17 protein-coding genes are annotated in these 17477 nt (G+C 46.1%); 5 read left to right on the forward strand and 12 right to left on the reverse strand.

What is annotated here, in order from left to right; all coding sequences use genetic code 11:
- Positions 1 to 34: 34 nt before the first annotated feature.
- Positions 35 to 796, forward strand: a complete 762-nt coding sequence (gene radC / locus AC3WS5_RS06735) for a RadC family protein (protein WP_492466504.1) — start codon at positions 35 to 37, stop codon at positions 794 to 796.
- Complete coding sequence (locus AC3WS5_RS06740; protein WP_492466505.1) at positions 780 to 1382, forward strand: pentapeptide repeat-containing protein; 603 nt, start codon at positions 780 to 782, stop codon at positions 1380 to 1382. The genes radC and AC3WS5_RS06740 overlap by 17 nt, the downstream gene beginning before the upstream one ends.
- A gap of 135 nt (positions 1383 to 1517) precedes the next feature.
- Here AC3WS5_RS06740 and AC3WS5_RS06745 read toward each other — a convergent pair whose 3' ends face one another.
- From AC3WS5_RS06745 to AC3WS5_RS06765, 5 genes are all read right to left on the reverse strand, one after another.
- On the reverse strand, positions 1518 to 2462 hold the full coding sequence (locus AC3WS5_RS06745; protein ID WP_492466506.1) for a hypothetical protein: 945 nt from the start codon (positions 2460 to 2462) through the stop codon (positions 1518 to 1520).
- A 64-nt stretch (positions 2463 to 2526) separates the two neighbouring features.
- Positions 2527 to 3105, reverse strand: coding sequence for a peptide deformylase (def, locus tag AC3WS5_RS06750; RefSeq protein WP_492466507.1), 579 nt, complete (start codon positions 3103 to 3105; stop codon positions 2527 to 2529).
- A gap of 36 nt (positions 3106 to 3141) precedes the next feature.
- Complete coding sequence (ruvX, locus tag AC3WS5_RS06755) at positions 3142 to 3555, reverse strand: Holliday junction resolvase RuvX (protein WP_492466508.1); 414 nt, start codon at positions 3553 to 3555, stop codon at positions 3142 to 3144.
- Between the two features lie 72 nt (positions 3556 to 3627).
- Complete coding sequence (locus tag AC3WS5_RS06760; RefSeq protein ID WP_492466509.1) at positions 3628 to 4554, reverse strand: UbiA-like polyprenyltransferase; 927 nt, start codon at positions 4552 to 4554, stop codon at positions 3628 to 3630.
- 161 nt (positions 4555 to 4715) lie between these two features.
- Complete coding sequence (locus AC3WS5_RS06765) at positions 4716 to 5255, reverse strand: RNA methyltransferase (protein WP_492466510.1); 540 nt, start codon at positions 5253 to 5255, stop codon at positions 4716 to 4718.
- 113 nt (positions 5256 to 5368) lie between these two features.
- Between AC3WS5_RS06765 and mutS the strand changes: the two genes are divergently transcribed.
- On the forward strand, positions 5369 to 8023 hold the full coding sequence (gene mutS / locus AC3WS5_RS06770; protein WP_492466511.1) for a DNA mismatch repair protein MutS: 2655 nt from the start codon (positions 5369 to 5371) through the stop codon (positions 8021 to 8023).
- A gap of 69 nt (positions 8024 to 8092) precedes the next feature.
- Here the strand turns inward: mutS and rplL are convergent, their stop codons facing one another.
- The 5 genes from rplL to AC3WS5_RS06795 form a co-directional block, all read right to left on the reverse strand.
- Entirely contained in the window at positions 8093 to 8470 is a 378-nt protein-coding gene (gene rplL / locus AC3WS5_RS06775) for a 50S ribosomal protein L7/L12 (protein ID WP_492466512.1), read from the reverse strand.
- Positions 8471 to 8650: 180 nt separating this feature from the next.
- On the reverse strand, positions 8651 to 9178 hold the full coding sequence (gene rplJ, locus AC3WS5_RS06780) for a 50S ribosomal protein L10 (protein WP_492466513.1): 528 nt from the start codon (positions 9176 to 9178) through the stop codon (positions 8651 to 8653).
- A gap of 45 nt (positions 9179 to 9223) precedes the next feature.
- Complete coding sequence (gene rplA / locus AC3WS5_RS06785) at positions 9224 to 9919, reverse strand: 50S ribosomal protein L1 (protein WP_492466514.1); 696 nt, start codon at positions 9917 to 9919, stop codon at positions 9224 to 9226.
- A 77-nt stretch (positions 9920 to 9996) separates the two neighbouring features.
- The gene (gene rplK / locus AC3WS5_RS06790; RefSeq protein ID WP_492466515.1) at positions 9997 to 10440 is read right to left on the reverse strand and encodes a 50S ribosomal protein L11; all 444 of its coding nucleotides are present in this window, start codon (positions 10438 to 10440) and stop codon (positions 9997 to 9999) included.
- Between the two features lie 337 nt (positions 10441 to 10777).
- Complete coding sequence (locus tag AC3WS5_RS06795) at positions 10778 to 12502, reverse strand: glycosyl hydrolase (RefSeq protein WP_492466516.1); 1725 nt, start codon at positions 12500 to 12502, stop codon at positions 10778 to 10780.
- 193 nt (positions 12503 to 12695) lie between these two features.
- On the opposite strand from AC3WS5_RS06795, the gene AC3WS5_RS06800 reads away from it, so the two are divergent.
- On the forward strand, positions 12696 to 12974 hold the full coding sequence (locus AC3WS5_RS06800; RefSeq protein ID WP_492466517.1) for a DUF1259 domain-containing protein: 279 nt from the start codon (positions 12696 to 12698) through the stop codon (positions 12972 to 12974).
- Positions 12975 to 13056: 82 nt separating this feature from the next.
- On the opposite strand, the gene AC3WS5_RS06805 is transcribed toward AC3WS5_RS06800, so the two are convergent.
- Complete coding sequence (locus AC3WS5_RS06805) at positions 13057 to 14946, reverse strand: gamma-glutamyltransferase family protein (RefSeq protein ID WP_492466518.1); 1890 nt, start codon at positions 14944 to 14946, stop codon at positions 13057 to 13059.
- Complete coding sequence (locus tag AC3WS5_RS06810; protein ID WP_492466519.1) at positions 14946 to 16673, reverse strand: phospho-sugar mutase; 1728 nt, start codon at positions 16671 to 16673, stop codon at positions 14946 to 14948. Before AC3WS5_RS06810 ends, AC3WS5_RS06805 begins: the two co-directional genes overlap by 1 nt.
- A gap of 242 nt (positions 16674 to 16915) precedes the next feature.
- Between AC3WS5_RS06810 and AC3WS5_RS06815 the strand changes: the two genes are divergently transcribed.
- On the forward strand, positions 16916 to 17422 hold the full coding sequence (locus AC3WS5_RS06815) for a hypothetical protein (protein WP_492466520.1): 507 nt from the start codon (positions 16916 to 16918) through the stop codon (positions 17420 to 17422).
- Positions 17423 to 17477 lie beyond the last annotated feature (55 nt).

A 17477-nucleotide genomic window follows, 5' to 3' on the forward strand; every position in this document is an offset into this window, starting at 1 on the left:
ACTCCCTTTGAAAGCTGAAATTCGTCGCCACATTATGAAACAATGCAGATTGAAAATGACCAGTAATGGGTCTGGTTTCGTCGACTATTTTTATTATCTTGTGCAGATGGAGCCTCGAAAACCAATCAAGAACTGGGCTGCAGACGATCAGCCCAGGGAAAAGCTGATTGCGCTGGGTCCCGACAAGCTAAGCCACTCGGAATTGCTCGCCATCCTGATCCGAAACGGTACCAAAAATGAATCAGCGCTTGAACTTGCGAAAAAGATCCTGGATCTGAGCCACAATAACTTACAGGAACTTGGAAGACTTTCCATTAATGAACTCCTGAATGTAAAAGGAATCGGTGCAGCTAAAGCTGTGATCCTTGCTGCTGCACTTGAACTTGGACGGAGGCGACAAGCCGGAGAGGCCCTTCAGAAAGCTACGGTATTGAATACCAAAGATATTGCCGCTTTTCTTAAAGAAAAATTGCAGGACTATCACCATGAAGTATTCTGTGTTGTTTTCCTGAATCAGGCCAACAAAGTATTGGGTTTTGAAGTGGTGAGTGAAGGGGGAATCACCGGAACATTAGTGGATGCAAGGATCATCCTGCGAAAGGCTCTGGAGAAAAGAGCCGTCAAGCTCATCCTTTGCCATAATCATCCTTCCGGCAACCTCCAGCCCAGCAACGCAGATGAGTTTCTGACTCAGAAAATTTCCAGGGCTGCAGAAACCATGGACATGAAAGTGCTGGACCATATTATTGTTAGTAATAGCGGCTATTTCAGTTTTGCAGATGAAGGATTACTGTAATTTTGAGCAACCAATATTGATGATGCTCATCGAAGACCACATATTTGAAAAAGCGGATTATACCGATGCTCCTCTAACTCCGGGTGACTACGAGTACTGTACATTCATCAACTGCGACTTCCTTAAATCAACCCTCGCCGGAGTCCGGTTCCTGGATTGTCAGTTTCAACACTGCGATCTCAGCCTGGCCAGGTTGGATGGTACGGTCTTCAGAGAAATTTTATTTGAAGACTGTAAAATGCTTGGACTCAGTTTCGACACCTGCAACCCGTTTGGATTGAAGGTAAAATTCGTGAATTGCATATTGGATCACAGCTCGTTCTATAAGCAATCATTCAGAAAAACGATTTTTGAAAATTGCAGGTTACGGGAAGCCGATTTTGTGGAAGCAGATCTCACGGAAGTCGTTTTCCAAAACTGCGACCTTACCGGAGCTAAATTTGAACGGACCATACTGAAAAAGACCGATTTCCGGACCTCAGCTAATTATTCCATTCACCCCGGTTTGAATGAATTAAAGGGCGCGAAATTCTCACTGACTGGCTTACCCGGCCTCCTTCAACATACGGGTATTGACATTAGCTGACCGCAGAGAGCCTGTTGACACATGCAGAAACAGAACCCAAGTTTCATGATTGCAATTAACTATAAATTACTGATTACAATGTTCACACACATCTTATATAATCAATTACTTTACTAAAGTATACCTGAAGCCGGATTATTTGAAACCAAAAAGCGTTGCGGTAAAACTACCTCGCTCCCTCGATTTTGTAATGATATGCCAGTTACCGTTATACCGGAGCGTGGTCGGCACCAGCAGGTTCCCGAATTTGCTGAGCTGCGCTTCAATTTGAACATCAAAGTCGTAGGCGCCGGTATTGTAACTCAGGTTATAAGTGCGACCAAGAATTTCAAAGGTTTTATCTGCAAACCAGGTGGTCATATTATTATAAACGATCCTGTTGCGTTCCGAGCTGGTAAGTCCCGGTTTGGCAACAATATCAAACCTGTAAGCACCGCGCCCGTTATATTCAACAAAATCTATATGGAAGTCGTACAAACCTGCCACAGCCGGATCAAAAATATTACTCTTCTCTCCCATCAGCGGAATTCCCGGGATTTTTTTACCGGGGTTGAAGAACAACATTTTTAGCTGATCTTTTCTTTTTTCAATCCCTGATTTCCCTTTAGGGTCAATCACTTCCAATTGCCTGCTTTCATTACAGATTTTTCCCTGGGTGAAAAACAGGCTGGCATATAATCCGGCCGTGTAATAATTGTAGTCTCCGTTCTTGTCAAGCATGTCCCCGGTGACTTTTTCATAGTCTTTTTTCATGGTCCTGCAGCCACCCTGATAGGTTTGTTCCGTTTTGCTGTTCAATGTTGCGGCGAGTCGGCCTTTCTTGTCTCTCATCTCAATATTATTGAGCGATGAGAAACTCAGAAACCTCAGGTTCTTAAATGCCTGATAGAACGTTTTATCTTTTTTAACGCGGTCTATAAAATCCGGCACGTTCAGATCATTGCGTACGACGACTTCAGAGAGTGTGATCATCTTCGCCAGCGCTTCGTTTTCGAGTGAGTCCTGGCTTACCTGAGCGCGGGTCTGCAACTGGATGAACACCAGCAAAAATAAGAAGATAAAATAGGTTTTCTGAGTCAAGGTGCCTGTACTGAAGTTGCATTAAAGTGAGGAGTACCGCTGTGCAGAACCGGTTTAGACAATACTACCCGTTGAAGGACATGCGGTAGTCAACCTTGACTTTCCCGTTGGTAATATCATTCAGTTTACCCCGCAACAATTTTTTCTTAAGGGGAGGCAGGTAATCTATAAATAGTTTTCCTTCGATATGGTCGTACTCATGGAGAATAACCCTGGCAGTTACCCCGCCAAATGTATCAGTATGCCATTCGAATTGCTCGTCCTGGTATTCAATGGTGACTTCCTCCTGGCGTTTTATATCTTCCCGGATCTTGGGAATACTCAGGCAACCCTCATTATAGATCCAGGGCTCGCCGTTCAGTTCCTTGATATACGCATTGATGAATACTTTTTTTATACCCTCATCTCCGGGGAACTCGGCCTTTTCTTCTTCATCCATTCCCTCAAACATCTGCAGCGTATCTACGATAAAAAGCCGGATGCTTTTGTTAACCTGTGGCGCAGCCAGACCAACTCCTTTACTGGAATACATCGACTCCCACATATTGATAATAAGTTGTTGCAGACCCGGATAGTCCGGATCTATTTCTTCGGCCATTTTTCTTAAAACAGGGCTGCCATATGCGACAATTGGAAGGATCATATTTTCTTTTTACAGGTTGCAAAGGTAAGATTTTTTTTACCCTAGCCGTTGCAGATACTCCTGCAGCATGATCGTGGCAGCAATTTCATCCACCAGTTTCTTATCGCGCCTCTGCGATTTTCGAAGGCCCATTTCAAGCATGGCGTCTTTGGCCATTTTGGAAGTAAAACGCTCATCGACGGTTTCAATGGGTATGGTAGCGAAATTTTTTTTAAGCACCTCCAGTGCTTTTCTAACCAATGGTGTGGCGTGAGTGTCGGTATCGTCCCAGTTTTTTGGCTCACCAATCAAAATCCTTTCTACCTGCTCGCGGGAAAAGTAATCTTTCAGAAACGGAATCAACTTGCCGGATTCAATCGTGGTCAGTCCGGTAGCGATGATCTGCAACGGGTCGGTCACGGCAATTCCAGTTCGTTTAAGTCCATAATCAATACATAAGATCCGGGCCATATTATTGAATACTATTGAATATTGTGATACCACCTATTAATTAACATGATATAGAAGTTTCATCAGATTTAGTCACCGCATGATGTAAAGATCGGCAATTACAAAGACAGCGAAAACGACGGATGCAATACCGTTTGCCGTCATAAATGCAATATTTACGCGACGCAGATCATCTGCTTTCACAATGCTGTGCTGATAGACGAGCATCCCAACGAAAATGGCTACCCCGGCCCAATAAATCCATCCAAATCCGCCAAGTATTCCAGCGGCGATAACAGTCAATGCGCTCAGCAGGTGTAACAATTCCGAAACCCGGAGCGCCTGTTTCTTTCCCAGCCATGCCGGTATGGAATAGAGTTGATTGGACTGATCAAATTCCTCATCCTGCAGGGAATAGATAATATCAAATCCACTGACCCAAAATAACACCGTAAAAGAAAAAAGAATGGGCAGCCAGTCAAAGCGACCGGTCACCGCCAGATAAGCGCCAATCGGTGCGAGTGACAAACCCAGCCCCAGCACAAGGTGGCAAAGAGGCGTGAATCGCTTGGTATAGCTGTATCCCAATACAACCGCCAGAGCAACAGGCGATAAATAAAAACAAATGGGGTTGATGAAATAAGTACACACAATAAACAACACGCAATTCAGCACAGTGAAAAGGAGCACTTCTTTGGCCTTTAAAATTCCCGCAGGAATTTCACGAATGGCCGTCCGCGGATTGCGGGCATCAAAACTACGGTCGAGATAACGATTGAAGGCCATTGCTGCGCTTCTGGCAAATACCATACACAGAATGACCAGGACAAAAACAAACCATTTATCAGAAAAAAAAGATCCGGGTGATACCCCGTTAGGAAACGAACCAATCAGAAGCGGACCTTTTTTAAGTTTCTCGAAAAAAAAGATCCCTAAGAACAATCCAATCATAGCGAAAGGCATCGCGAAGATGGTATGGGAAAATTTAATAAGTGAGAGATATTTTCGGGTAACGGACATTTTGCAAAGGTAAAACAGAAATCATTCATAACCCGCGTTCAGCGGACCAATCCTGAAGTTGTGAATAGATTGGCTTTCAAGTAACATGAATGAGATCGGGCAGACTGACCTCTAAAAACAGGCGATGGGCTGGCCTGCAAGCCAGTACAACACCCGGAGTCTTAAGTCGAGGCTACCAGGGTGCACCGCACGATTTCCCAGAGCACCACACCTACCGCTGTGGCTATATTCAAAGAATGTTTCATGCCTAACTGAGGAATTTCAACACAACCGTCGCAGGCGGAAATTGTTTCCTGTTCAACGCCGGTAACTTCATTCCCGAAGACGAGGGCAATCTTTGTGCCCGGTGTCCATTCCAGAAGTTGCAGCGGCACACTATTCTCTACTTGTTCCACAGCCAGTACGCGGTATCCATCGCTTTTTAGTGTCTCGATGGCATTCAGTGCGTTTGGAAAATGTTTCCAGCTTACGGTTTCGTCGGCTCCAAGCGCTGTTTTTTTGACTTCTTTGTGTGGCGGCCTTGCGGAGTAGCCGGTTATATAGATAGCTTCAGCCAGAAAGGCATCGCAGGTTCTGAAAACACTTCCCACATTATAGGCGCTACGTATATTTTCAAGCACCAGGACCACAGGTATTTTTTCCGATTGTCTGAACTCTTCCACCGTTTTCCGGCCTAATTCCTCCATGCTTAGTTTTCGCATGCCGCAAATGTACCGCCGCCTTTTTCATTAGCCAAATGGGGGGTTTAAAGCTGCGTTTCGTTTATGAGAATCCGGGTAGAAACCACGACGCTTTTTGATTACATTTGCTACCAATGGCTAAATCCAGGCAAAATCCCGACGACACTCCGTTGATGCAGCAACACCGGGCCATCAAACAAAAATACCCGGATGCCGTGCTGCTGTTTCGCGTTGGTGACTTTTATGAAACCTTTGGGCAGGATGCGATCATCGCCTCGCAGGTACTTGGCATCACACTGACCAAAAGAAACAATGGCGCCGCAGCATCCCTGGATCTGGCAGGTTTTCCCCATCATGCGTTGGATACCTATTTACACAAACTGGTAAAAGCAGGATACCGGGTAGCAATTTGCGACCAATTGGAAGATCCCAAACTGGCGAAGGGTATCGTAAAAAGAGGTGTTACCGAAATGATAACGCCGGGAACAACGATCAACGACAAGCTTCTTGATCACGATAGTAATAATTTCCTGGCGGGTATTCATTTCGCGGGGGATGATAAATTTGGACTTGCATTCCTGGATCTCTCCACCGGTGAATTTTTTATAGCAGAAGGAGATCGCGAATACACTGATAAAATGCTGCAGAGCTTCCGTCCTGCCGAAGTGATTTTTCAGCGGCATCAGCAAAAGAAATTCAAAGAATACTTTGGCGGGAAGATGTATATCTACACGCTTGATGAGTGGATCTTTGATCTAAAATACGCGCAGGAGCTGCTGCTCAAACAATTCCAGACTCATTCACTCAAAGGGTTTGGCATAGAATCTGAGAACCAGGGACTAGTTGCCGCAGGTGCGATTATTCACTATCTAAAAGACACGGAACATCCACACCTGCAGCATATCACTTCATTGCAGATCATCCATCGGAACGATTTTCTGTGGATGGACCGCTTTACAATCCGGAACCTGGAGTTGCTCAACAGCCAGACTGAAGGCAATCAAACGCTGTTGAATGTACTGGACAATACGGTTTCTCCAATGGGCGCGAGGCTTCTCCGACGCTGGCTTATTTTTCCTTTGGTAGATATCAAGAAAATCAATGAGCGCCTCGATGTTGTTGAAACCATGATCCGGGAGCCTGACCTCCGGCATAACCTGGTACAGAGCATCAAGCAATGCGGTGATATTGAAAGACTGGTCTCCAAGATTCCTTCCAAAAAAATTAATCCAAGAGAAGTCTTACAATTAGCGCGGGGCCTGAAGCAGGTAGAGCAGATCCGGCTTTTGTGCCTTGGTCATCAGAACCCCTACCTGCTGCAAATTGGCGATACGCTAAATCCTTGCCCGCTGATCGCCGAAAAAATTTTTAAAGAAATTTCAGAGAACCCGCCCGCCCTCGCGATCAAAGGGGGCGTTATTCAAAATGGCGTACATGGTGAGCTGGATGAACTGCGCCTGATTGCGCATAGCGGCAAGAGCTACCTCACCCAACTCAAGTCGCTGGAAGCCGAACGAACTGGTATATCTTCTTTGAAGATTGGATTCAACAATGTATTTGGCTATTATCTGGAAGTGACACACGCACACAAAAACAAAGTTCCTGAAACCTGGATCCGCAAACAGACCCTGACCAATGCTGAAAGATATATCACGCCCGAACTGAAAGAATATGAAGAAAAAATCACCGGTGCGGAAGAAAAGATATTGAATATAGAATTGGCTTTATATGATCAGTTGCTGAACGAGTTGTTTGATTACCTGCAGCCAATGCAGACAAATGGCGGACTATTGGCGGTACTGGACTGCCTCTGTTGTTTTGCGCAAAATGCTATTCAATACCAGTACAAGCGACCACAGTTGCACGAAGGTGACGACTGGGAGGTAAAAGAAGGAAGGCACCCTGTGATTGAACGGCATCTCCCTATTGGTGAAGCTTATATCAGCAACGATCTTGAACTGGACAGCAGCAGTCAGCAAATCATCATCCTTACCGGGCCCAATATGAGTGGGAAGTCTGCTTTACTCAGACAAACAGCCCTCATCACGCTAATGGCTCACACCGGAAGTTTTGTACCTGCCGCACAGGCACGCATTCCGCTGACCGATAAAATATTTACCCGTGTCGGCGCCTCGGATAATCTGAGCGGAGGCGAGAGTACTTTCATGGTAGAGATGAATGAGACAGCATCTATCATTAATAACTTCACGGGAAGAAGCATGATCCTTCTGGACGAGATAGGGCGCGGCACCAGTACTTACGATGGTATTTCTATAGCCTGGAGTATTGCTGAATATCTGCACAACAGTCCCCATCGGCCTAAAACGCTTTTTGCAACGCACTATCACGAGCTGAATGAACTGGAACAAAGACTGGCACGGGTTAAGAACTATCATATCACGATCAAAGAGGCGGGCAACAAGATTATTTTTTTACGAAAGCTCGCACCTGGTGGCAGCACCCACAGCTTTGGTATCCACGTGGCTAAAATGGCCGGTATGCCACCTTCCCTGATTCAGCGCTCAAACGAGATCCTTTCACAGTTGGAAAATCATCATGCCGATGGTGATCATCGCCTGGGATCAGAAACGCTGACCCCGGAACATAAAAAATCAATAAAAGAAAAAGTAAAACACCTGGATAGTCCGGGATTTCAACTATCTATTTTCGATGCCCACAGCGAGACCTTTGAAGAGATCCGGCAGCTCTTACAGGATATCGATATTAACAGGCTCACACCTGTCGAAGCCCTCCTCAAACTTCAGGAAATAAAAGGCATGGTAAAATAAAAAATATAACAGGCACAAAAAAACCTCCAGGCAGCAACCTGAAGGTTTAATACTTTAAAGGAATATGCATTAAGCAACTTCCACTTCAGCGCCCACTTCTTTCAGTTTAGCGGCTACATCTTCAGCTTCAGCCTTTGCTACACCTTCCTTAACGGGCTTGGGTGCACCGTCAACCAATTCTTTAGCTTCTTTCAGTCCAAGACCAGTGATATCTTTAACCACTTTCACTACGTTCAGTTTGTTGGGACCAGCAGCTTTCAGAATCACGTCAAATGCTGTTTTTTCTTCAGCAGCAGGAGCAGCAGCGCCAGCGGGACCTGCAGCCACAGCCACAGCCGCAGCAGCGGGTTCAATGCCGTACTCATCTTTCAGAATCTGAGCTAATTCGTTTACTTCTTTTACAGTCAGGTTTACCAACTGTTCTGCAAATGCTTTTAAATCTGCCATTTTTTACATTTTTAAAAAACCGCCTTCATCGTTTCCGGATCTTTTCCGGACCACTCCGGCGGATCGTATATAATTTTGCCTTCACTTATTCCCGAAGGCTTAGGAAACCCGGTTCTTTTTAAAAAGTGGCCGGGAGTATTTTTGTTGGATTGAAATCAGCAACCCGCTAATTTCGCATCCTTAATTTGCTCTCTCTTCGAGTGCCTTGATCAGGCCGGCCAGTTTGCTGCCTGCATTCAGGCCGCTGATAACATTCTTGGCCGGAGACTGCAGTAATCCGATGATCTCGCCGATAAGATCCTGTTTGCTTTTCAGTGTTGACAGGGTTTCCAGCTGATCATCGCCGGTGTAAACACTTCCGTCAATGAACGCAGCCTTCAGTACAGGTTTTTCCTGTTTGTTGTCTTTACGGAAAGAAGTGAGGATTACAGCCGGTTCTTTGGCGTTTTCTGAAAACATCAGGGCAGTCACCTGGTTCAGTGAACTGTACACTTCTGAATATCTTTCAGCATCCAGTGCTTCCAGTGCTTTTCTGATCAGTGTATTCTTTGCAACGCGCATCTCTACATTCTTATCGAAACAGGCGCGACGCAATTTCCCAATCTGCGCAACCGTCAGTGACTGCGTATCGGTCACATAGAAATTTGTATATTGTGAGAATTTGCCTTTCAGCACTTCTATCACTTCATTTTTTTGCTCTTTAGTCATTTTATTTTGGGTTTGACTGTTTTAAATTCGGTTGATACGTCGCGATTAATGCGTGAAGGATTTTGTATCCAGGGCAATACCAGGGCTCATGGAACTAGCCATGCTGATCCCTTTCAGGTACGTACCCTTAGCTGTTGATGGTTTAGCTTTCACGATCGCGTTGATAAATTCCTGCCCGTTGGCAGCAATTTTATCGGGCGTAAAACTTACCCTGCCGATGGAAGCATGGATAATACCGGCTTTATCGACTTTAAATGCAATCTTACCACCTTTTACCTCATTCACAGCAGCGGCCACATCATTTGTAACAGTACCGGTTTTGGGGTTGGGCATCAGGTTGCGCGGGCCAAGTATCTTACCCAGCTTACCGATCTTCGGCATCACCTGCGGCGTGGCGATGACTACGTCTATATCAGTCCAGCCACCTTCAATTTTCTGAATAAATTCGTCCAGTCCAACATGATCTGCACCTGCTTCAATTGCAGCAGCTTCTTTATCGGGTGTGCAAAGTACCAGCACACGTTTTGTTTTACCGGTTCCGTGAGGAAGCGTTACCGTTCCGCGGATAGCCTGGTCAGCTTTTTTGGGGTCAACACCCAGGCGCACGTGGAGGTCAACGGAAGCATCAAATTTTGCTACATTGATTTCTTTAACCAATGCGGATGCCTCCAGTAATGTATATGATTTAGTAGCGTCTACTCTAGTATTCGCAGCTTTTCTTTTTTTACCAATGAATGCCATCTTTAAATTCTTTTAAGTTTTTTGTAATTGCTTTCCGGGATTCAGTTGCCTGTTGACCGGAAATCAGAAAGCGAGGGCTAATTGTCCCAGGGAGCTTTACCTTCCACCGTGATGCCCATGCTGCGGGCGGTTCCTGCCACCATTTTCATGGCATTTTCAACGGTAAAACAGTTAAGGTCGGGCATCTTGTCCTTAGCGATAGCCTCTACCTGTTCCCAGGAAACCTTACCCACTTTGTCGCGGTTACTTTCTTTGGAACCTTTTTGAATTTTAGCGGCTTCCATCAGTTGAATAGCTGCGGGGGGAGTCTTGATAATAAATTCAAAACTCTTGTCGCTGTAAACAGTAATTAATACGGGAAGTACTTTTCCCATCTTGTCCTGTGTTCTCGCATTGAACTGCTTGCAGAATTCCATGATATTAATACCCTTGGAACCGAGCGCCGGACCGATGGGGGGTGCAGGATTTGCCTGGCCACCCTTGCATTGTAGCTTTACAAAGCCGGAGATTTCTTTTGCCATTTTTACTTGATTTATTGGTTCTGACGTCCCGGCACTTACCGGAACTCCCAAATTCCTCAACATCCCGCCGGGGCGGGACTACAAAACCCGGTGATCGGAAATCGCCGGATCTTACTGAAAAGAACTAATTGGGGCCGCAAAGTTACAGAAACTTTTACAGTATTCCATGGAAATGTTCGTAATTTTTTCGCCTGACTATTTTTTCGTATCTTCTACAGTTGGTATACCGCAAAAATAGCTGCAGCCTCTTAAGATCAGTAAATTACGAAAATTTCGGCACTCCCACCCTATTGTTCAATCAGAACCGGCCCTTTCAAGCCCGCGGGTAACAAAGGTTTTATTTCCCTGCGCTGACCTCGTCAACTACGTCCTTCGGTTTATGATACAAATCGCCATTGAGCCGGCATTCACCCATCGGCAGATTCACCTGTTTGTAATGGAGCGGGCTGTCAGTAAACATTGTAGGTGCAATGTTTTCGGCACCGAAACGACAACCTTTCTTATGAGCCGCCGTTTTGAGCGTGGTATAAAACACATCACGCATCAAATCCTGGATGGTTTCCCGCACATCGCGCAGAACCCGCTCCGACATCGCCGCACTCTCAACAGCCACGCCCGTCATCACCAGCAGATAAGGCTGCAGATCGTATCCTCTTTTCTTTTTGAACGCGGCTGTGAAATCCTTGCTCCAGTTCTGGCTGCCGCATTCCCAACTGTCTACATGAAATATTTTGAACAGCCCCCTCACGAGCCGATGGTCCGTATTTTCAAAGGCTTTCGCGAACCAGTTATTAAACTGGATCTTTACCGCGTGTGCATTAAATTTATCGCATTCCAATCCCCCGACCGCTCCGTCCGCTGTGTTGGCATGCCCCGTTGGAGTATGACCGATTCTCGCAATCACCCAGTTGCCTGCAGGTGGCGTCCAATCGAGGTTTCCCTCATGATCCATTTTTCCCGTCAGGTTAATGATTTCACGAAGCGGCACCGCATCATTGATTCCGATCATCGTCTCGTTGGTATTCGCGGCAACACGCCAAACGCTCCCGTTCTTTGCTTCGATCTGGTTGATCACCGGTTCATCGCTCATATAAATGCCAGCAACCTTCAGGGAGGGTTTTCGTTTTGCCGTATCCAGATCTTCGGATCCGGATTCGGAACTTTCCTTGTCGTAAACAAACCTGTAATACTGTGCAGAGACTTCCGGAATTGAATAAGTATAGTCTTGGTCTGTGTCCTGCCAGCCGTGGCGCGGGGGTTCCAGCCGGAAATGCCGCGTGAATGATACACCATCGTCGCTGACTTCAAGAATAAGCCGCAGCGCCTGATAATTATTGCCTGAAGTTTTTAGCCGGAGTGACCGGCATGTGAACGGCTTGGCATATTTATACTGAATCCAAACGCTCGAATCAGTTTTGAAACTTTGTGTATTACGCTCATCCTGGAAACAAAGAAACTGTGCACGGACCCCATTACTGGTGGTGACGGTCGGTATCATAACAATTTCCTCAAAAGCATTTTTGGATCGTGCGGGGTAGGCATAGACAGCTACATCCTGATAATAGTTCTCATTTGTTTCGGGTTGCTCCAGTTGCATTTTTCCTGAATGATCACTTTTAACATAGGTCTTCGTCCAGACCAACTTTTGCATCGACAATTCCGGGGTGATCCAGGGACCGTCGGCCAGGGCAAAACCATCACACAAATGCATGGCCAACTGAATGCCCAGTCTTTTACTTTCCTTCATTGCGTGATTGACCATCCCCCACCATTCGGGACTTAACGGGCTAGCGGGCCGGACGTAAGGAAGTCTCGAACTGGTATCCTGAATTGGCCTCAGGTAAACACTCCCAATTCCCACGGACTTCATCGCTTCCAGATCAGCGGTAATTCCTTCTTTTGAAACGGCAGCATGCGTCCAGTACCAGGATACACAGGGTTTTGCGTCGGTTGGCGAACTTTTAAAAATCGTTTCTACTGGAAGAGATTTCTGTCCGAAACTGGTCGAAACCACACTCATCGTTAATGCCAGGCAAACAAGGTATGTTAAAAAACGTGTCATTATCTACTTTTGATCTGATCCCGCGTTTCAGGCTATGAAGATTGTCTCACTAATTCAATTTTAAACCGTTTTTTACTGCTGGTTCGTTTCAATTCGTTGCCGTATTTATTCTTTTCGTAGCGGCGAATATACAGCAGAAAGTTATATATTGATTTTTCCGGTCTCTTTCGGATTTCAAGGTACAAATAATTTCATGCAATCGATTCCGTATCAGACCCCTCTTCAGGCATTTCGCGTAATATCTTTGGAAGCAAACCTTCCGGTGTTCTTCGTCTTTTCGGGCGTTTTTAACCGATTATTCCGAGAAACCGGCATTGAAGTAGTTGCCGTCCACAATCACATGGTGCACGAACAACCCCGTATCTTCTTCCTCCACTATTGGGGTGTTGGAAAAGCTGCAGGCCTGGCAGGAACCCTCAGAAAAGCATTGGATCTGGCGCCCGGTAGAACGACTGAAAAGATGAAAATGTAATTCAATAACTTCCGTTAACAGGGTTCAGGTGGCAGTCGGGTTCTCCGGAAAATTTAGTTAATCCGTTTATATTAAAGCTTTCTCACCATCCGATCCCGTAATCTTCCCCATAATTACTACTTCCGCCCCATAGCGTCTTATGGTTTCGGTCTAAGTAAATTGCATTCACCGGTCCACTCGTACGATCTTCAAACTTCATAATATAACCCATTTTCTTAAGCTGTTCTCGGACAGTAGCAGGCGTATCAGTTCTTAAAAGAATATGTCCCGGCCTTGGCGCCCGGTCCTGGGTTCTGGTTCCGCCGAGTGATAACCACAACTGGTTTGTATTAATATTTGGTGCCTCACTTGCTTGCTGGACATTCATTCCAAACTCAACAACGTTCAGAAAAAACTGCAGCAGGTTTTGATCCTGTGTATCGCCTCCCTGTACAGCAAACGAGAGAAATGGATTCCCGTCCTTCAGCGCTAAGGATGGCGTCAGGGTTACCCGGGGCCTTTTGCCTGGTGCAACCACATTGAAAGGATTGATCGCAGCATCGAGAACAAAACTTTGCATCCGCTGGCTCATACCGACACCGGTATTCCCCGCAATACAGGCTGGCACCCATCCTCCAGAGGGCGTAATAGACACGACCCAACCCTCTGCATCCGCTGCTTCCACTGAAGTTGTTCCCCGCCACAATCGATCCTGGTATGCTTCCTCGTCAGCTTTGGTAATGCGGGCATCATGAGCCGGAACAAACCCGGGCCCTCGTTCAGATGAATCCGGATTAAAATCCCGTCTCTTCAGCAGGTCTAAATAAGGATTGGTTCTGCCTTCAAACGGATATGGATCGCCGGGTCCAATGTCCGGATCGTTCCTGTTCCAATTTATCAGAGCCGCACGCTGGCGAGCGTAATCCTTGGAGAGTAAACCGGCGACTGGTTCTTCAGGCGGATAATAAGGATCGCCATAGTAGAAGTCGCGGTCTGCAAACGCAAGGTTCATCGTTTGGTATAATGTATGAATGTACTTCGGGCTGTTATAACCCATCGCCTTCAGATCAAAATTTTCAAGTATGTTCAGGCATTGAAGCATCACAGGTCCCTGTGTCCAGGCCTTCAGTTTATACACATCAATACCCCGGTAATTGGTATGGAGCGGTTGTTCCTCGATAGGCTTCCATTTTGCCAGATCTTCCATGGTGATCAATCCGCCCTGTTCACGACAACCCCTGACGAACTCGCGGGCTATATCACCTTTGTAAAACCGGTCGTTTGCCTGCTGAATGGCCTGCTTCCTGTTATTTCCTTTTTTTAGTGCCAGTTGTTCCGCTTCCACCATCTTTTCAAGGGTCCTCAATAAATCGCGTTGAACGAAAATCTCGCCCGCCACGGGCGTTTCGGTTTCCTGACCCGGGCGGGTGATAAACAATTTCTTTGAATAGGGCCATTCTTTCAGTCGCTGCTTATTCCTGGCAACACTGTTTGCGAGGTAAATATCTGCGGGAAAACCGGAGGCGAGGTCCATCGATGGCGCCAGGACCTCCTTCAAACTCATGGTACCATAGTTTGCGAGCATATAACATAGCCCTCCGACAGTGCCGGGGGTTACGGCCGCTAAGGGCCCGTACTCCGGCGGAAAGTTCAGTCCACGGCTCTTGAAAAATTCCGGAGTTGCGCCGGTTGGTGCTACGCCCAGTGCGTTGATGGCGATTACTTTTTTTAGTTTCGGATTGTAGATCAGCGACTGAGTCTCGCCTCCCCAACTTAAAACATCCCACATGGTGCAGGTTGCCGCCAACATCGCGCAGGCCGCATCCACAGCATTGCCGCCTTGCTGAAAGATCATGGAACCTGCAGTCACCGCAAGGCTTTTACCAGTTACTGCCATCCATTTTTTTCCATGCAGGACTGGCTTTTGCGTTCGCTGAGCCTGCGTAGTGCAGACCATGGCAACCAGAAAACCAGATATTAATAGTTTTCTCATCAAGCCAGATTCATATCCCTGATAATATGTTCAATTTTATCTTCAAGTTGTTTATCTACTACGTCAAACTGATCCGCCCTTTCCAGAGGTTCTTTAACACTGAAATAAAACTTGATCTTTGGCTCGGTGCCGCTCGGCCGTGCAGAAATGAGTGAACCATCCTCTGTTACAAATTGCAGTACATTGGATTTAGGAAGTTCAATTACCCACTCCTCTCCTGTGTGCAGATTAATGCCTTTACTGCTTTCATAATCGAGCAACTTCACAACCTTTGAGCCGTTGATCACTTTTGGCGGGTTCTTCCGGTATGCCTCCATCATGGCAGCAATCTGCTGTTGACCGTCCATTCCTTGCCGGGTGATAGATATAAGTTTTTCTTTATAAAATCCATATTGTATATAAAGCTCAACTAACTTCTCAAACAGCGTTTTGCCGTTTTCTTTTTCGTAAGCGGCCATTTCGCACAGGAGCGCTACGGCGCTTACCGCATCCTTATCCCGGATTTTGTCGCCGATCATCAATCCAAAACTTTCCTCTCCACCGATGATATAATTTTCTTTACCCTCTTTCAGTCTGATCAATTCAGCGATCCATTTAAATCCCGTCAGCACTCTGTAGCAGGCCACTTTATTTCCAGCGGCCAGTCCGTCGGCCATACCGGTCGTTACAATGGTTGTAATGATCATATCATTTGGCTGGGCAATTCCCTTGGTCCTCCTGGCTTCCAGGACGTAATTAAACGCAAGTACAGCAGTCTGGTTGCCATTCATGAGCACCCAGTTGCCATGATTGTCTTTAATGCCGATTCCTACCCGGTCCCCATCGGGGTCTGTTCCAAGTAATATATCTGCGTTGAGCTCTTCAGCGTACTCGAGCGCCAGACTCATGGTTTCTTTTTCTTCTGGATTGGGGTAGATCACGGTCGGGAAATTACCGTCGGGTTTTTCCTGTTCCTTAACGATATGTACATTTTTAAATCCGAACCTTTCCAGTACGGCAGGCACCAGTGTAATACCTGTCCCATGAATGGGCGTGTACACTATTTTCAGGTCTTTCTGTTTTTCGATGACTTCGGGGTAGACACTCAGCCCTTTTACCATTTCAATGTACTGCCGGTCCATTTCTTCACCGATCAGTGAAATATTTTCTTCGTTCCCTTTCCATTTGACATCGTCGACTGTTGCAATTTTTTCCACCTCGCTGATCACATTTTTGTCGTGTGGCGGGATCAGTTGGGCGCCATCGTCCCAATAAGCCTTATAGCCATTGTATTCTTTGGGATTGTGCGACGCCGTACATACGACGCCTCCCTTGCAAGCCAGCGTGCGAATGGCAAATGAAAGTTCAGGTGTAGGGCGCAGACTTTCAAACAAAAACACGCGTATACCGTTCGCTGCGAACACATTTGCCGTGGTCTCTGCAAAAAACCGGCTATTATTCCGGCTGTCATGTGCTATGGCTACTTTTATTTCTTCGCCAGGAAAACTCAATTTCAAATAATTAGCATATCCCTGTGTGGCTATTCCCACCGTGTACTTATTCATCCGGTTGGTACCCACCCCCATAATACCGCGCAGCCCGCCGGTTCCAAATTCCAGATTCTGGTAGAACGCATCCGCCAGTTGGGCGCTGTCTTCGCGCTGCAGGCGTAAAATCTCGTCTTTGGTTTCCTGGTCGTAATTTCCCTGGAGCCACTGATCTACTTTTTGTTGAATCGCATTTTCCATATACTATGTTTTGACATTGAGTTACAATAATAATTCCTGTTTGTCCTGGTTTTCTTCCTCCGGTAAGAGTCATTGCATTCCGAATCTTCGGAACGTCAGGCTGTTAATGCCTTATGCCCTTCCCAAAAATACGGTGATTCCTTTGAATTCTGGCAATGGGATCAGGCTAGAGAAAAAAAGAAACCACAACAAAAGATCTGATCTGCTGTTATATTGCATTTAGAACAATTAAAGTCATTTTCATGAATTTAGATTTCAAACATTTATTAGACCCCGGATTTTCACCCAATTCAAAAGTCTGGATTTATCAGGCAGCCAGATTGCTGACCATACCGGAAGCGATAGAAGCCGGCGAACAAATCAAAAAATTTACCAATGTCTGGCTCAGTCATGGCGACGCCGTTAAAGCAGAAGGACATTTGTTTTTCGGGAGATTTTTGGTGCTGATCGCAGACGAAAGCCAAACCCATGTCGGGGGATGCAGCACAGACAGTTCACAGAGATTCATCAGGGAGCTCGGACAGCAGTTGGGTGTGGACTTTTTTGACAGAAACGCCCTGGCATTCGTCGTGAAGGACGATTTACAGGTCATCCCTTACAGCCAGGTGTCCTATGCGCTGGAAAATAATTTCATCTCACCGGACACACTTTATTTCAATAACCTGGTGGACACCAAAACGAAACTGGAACAAGAATGGATCATTCCAGTCAAGCAAAGCTGGCTGGCCGGAAAACTGAGTCTTCAATAGCCGTTCCTGCACAAATTTCACTGAAAGTACTCCCAATTTGATTTTGTTGAACAAT

It is taken from the genome of Niabella sp. CPT15-335-S11 (assembly GCF_058792415.1).

Bases quoted from the DNA above. Each gene is read 5' to 3' on its own strand.
- AC3WS5_RS06815 (WP_492466520.1), top strand. From the start codon at position 16,916: ATGAATTTAGATTTCAAACATTTATTAGACCCCGGATTTTCACCCAAT.
- AC3WS5_RS06800 (WP_492466517.1), top strand. From the start codon at position 12,696: ATGCAATCGATTCCGTATCAGACCCCTCTTCAGGCATTTCGCGTAATA.
- def (WP_492466507.1), bottom strand. From the start codon at position 3,105: ATGATCCTTCCAATTGTCGCATATGGCAGCCCTGTTTTAAGAAAAATG.
- rplA (WP_492466514.1), bottom strand. From the start codon at position 9,919: ATGGCATTCATTGGTAAAAAAAGAAAAGCTGCGAATACTAGAGTAGAC.
- rplJ (WP_492466513.1), bottom strand. From the start codon at position 9,178: ATGACTAAAGAGCAAAAAAATGAAGTGATAGAAGTGCTGAAAGGCAAA.
- AC3WS5_RS06810 (WP_492466519.1), bottom strand. From the start codon at position 16,673: ATGGAAAATGCGATTCAACAAAAAGTAGATCAGTGGCTCCAGGGAAAT.
- AC3WS5_RS06805 (WP_492466518.1), bottom strand. From the start codon at position 14,946: ATGAGAAAACTATTAATATCTGGTTTTCTGGTTGCCATGGTCTGCACT.
- AC3WS5_RS06760 (WP_492466509.1), bottom strand. From the start codon at position 4,554: ATGTCCGTTACCCGAAAATATCTCTCACTTATTAAATTTTCCCATACC.
- rplK (WP_492466515.1), bottom strand. From the start codon at position 10,440: ATGGCAAAAGAAATCTCCGGCTTTGTAAAGCTACAATGCAAGGGTGGC.
- AC3WS5_RS06740 (WP_492466505.1), top strand. From the start codon at position 780: ATGAAGGATTACTGTAATTTTGAGCAACCAATATTGATGATGCTCATC.
- mutS (WP_492466511.1), top strand. From the start codon at position 5,369: ATGGCTAAATCCAGGCAAAATCCCGACGACACTCCGTTGATGCAGCAA.
- AC3WS5_RS06795 (WP_492466516.1), bottom strand. From the start codon at position 12,502: ATGACACGTTTTTTAACATACCTTGTTTGCCTGGCATTAACGATGAGT.
- rplL (WP_492466512.1), bottom strand. From the start codon at position 8,470: ATGGCAGATTTAAAAGCATTTGCAGAACAGTTGGTAAACCTGACTGTA.
- AC3WS5_RS06765 (WP_492466510.1), bottom strand. From the start codon at position 5,255: ATGCGAAAACTAAGCATGGAGGAATTAGGCCGGAAAACGGTGGAAGAG.
- radC (WP_492466504.1), top strand. From the start codon at position 35: ATGAAACAATGCAGATTGAAAATGACCAGTAATGGGTCTGGTTTCGTC.
- ruvX (WP_492466508.1), bottom strand. From the start codon at position 3,555: ATGGCCCGGATCTTATGTATTGATTATGGACTTAAACGAACTGGAATT.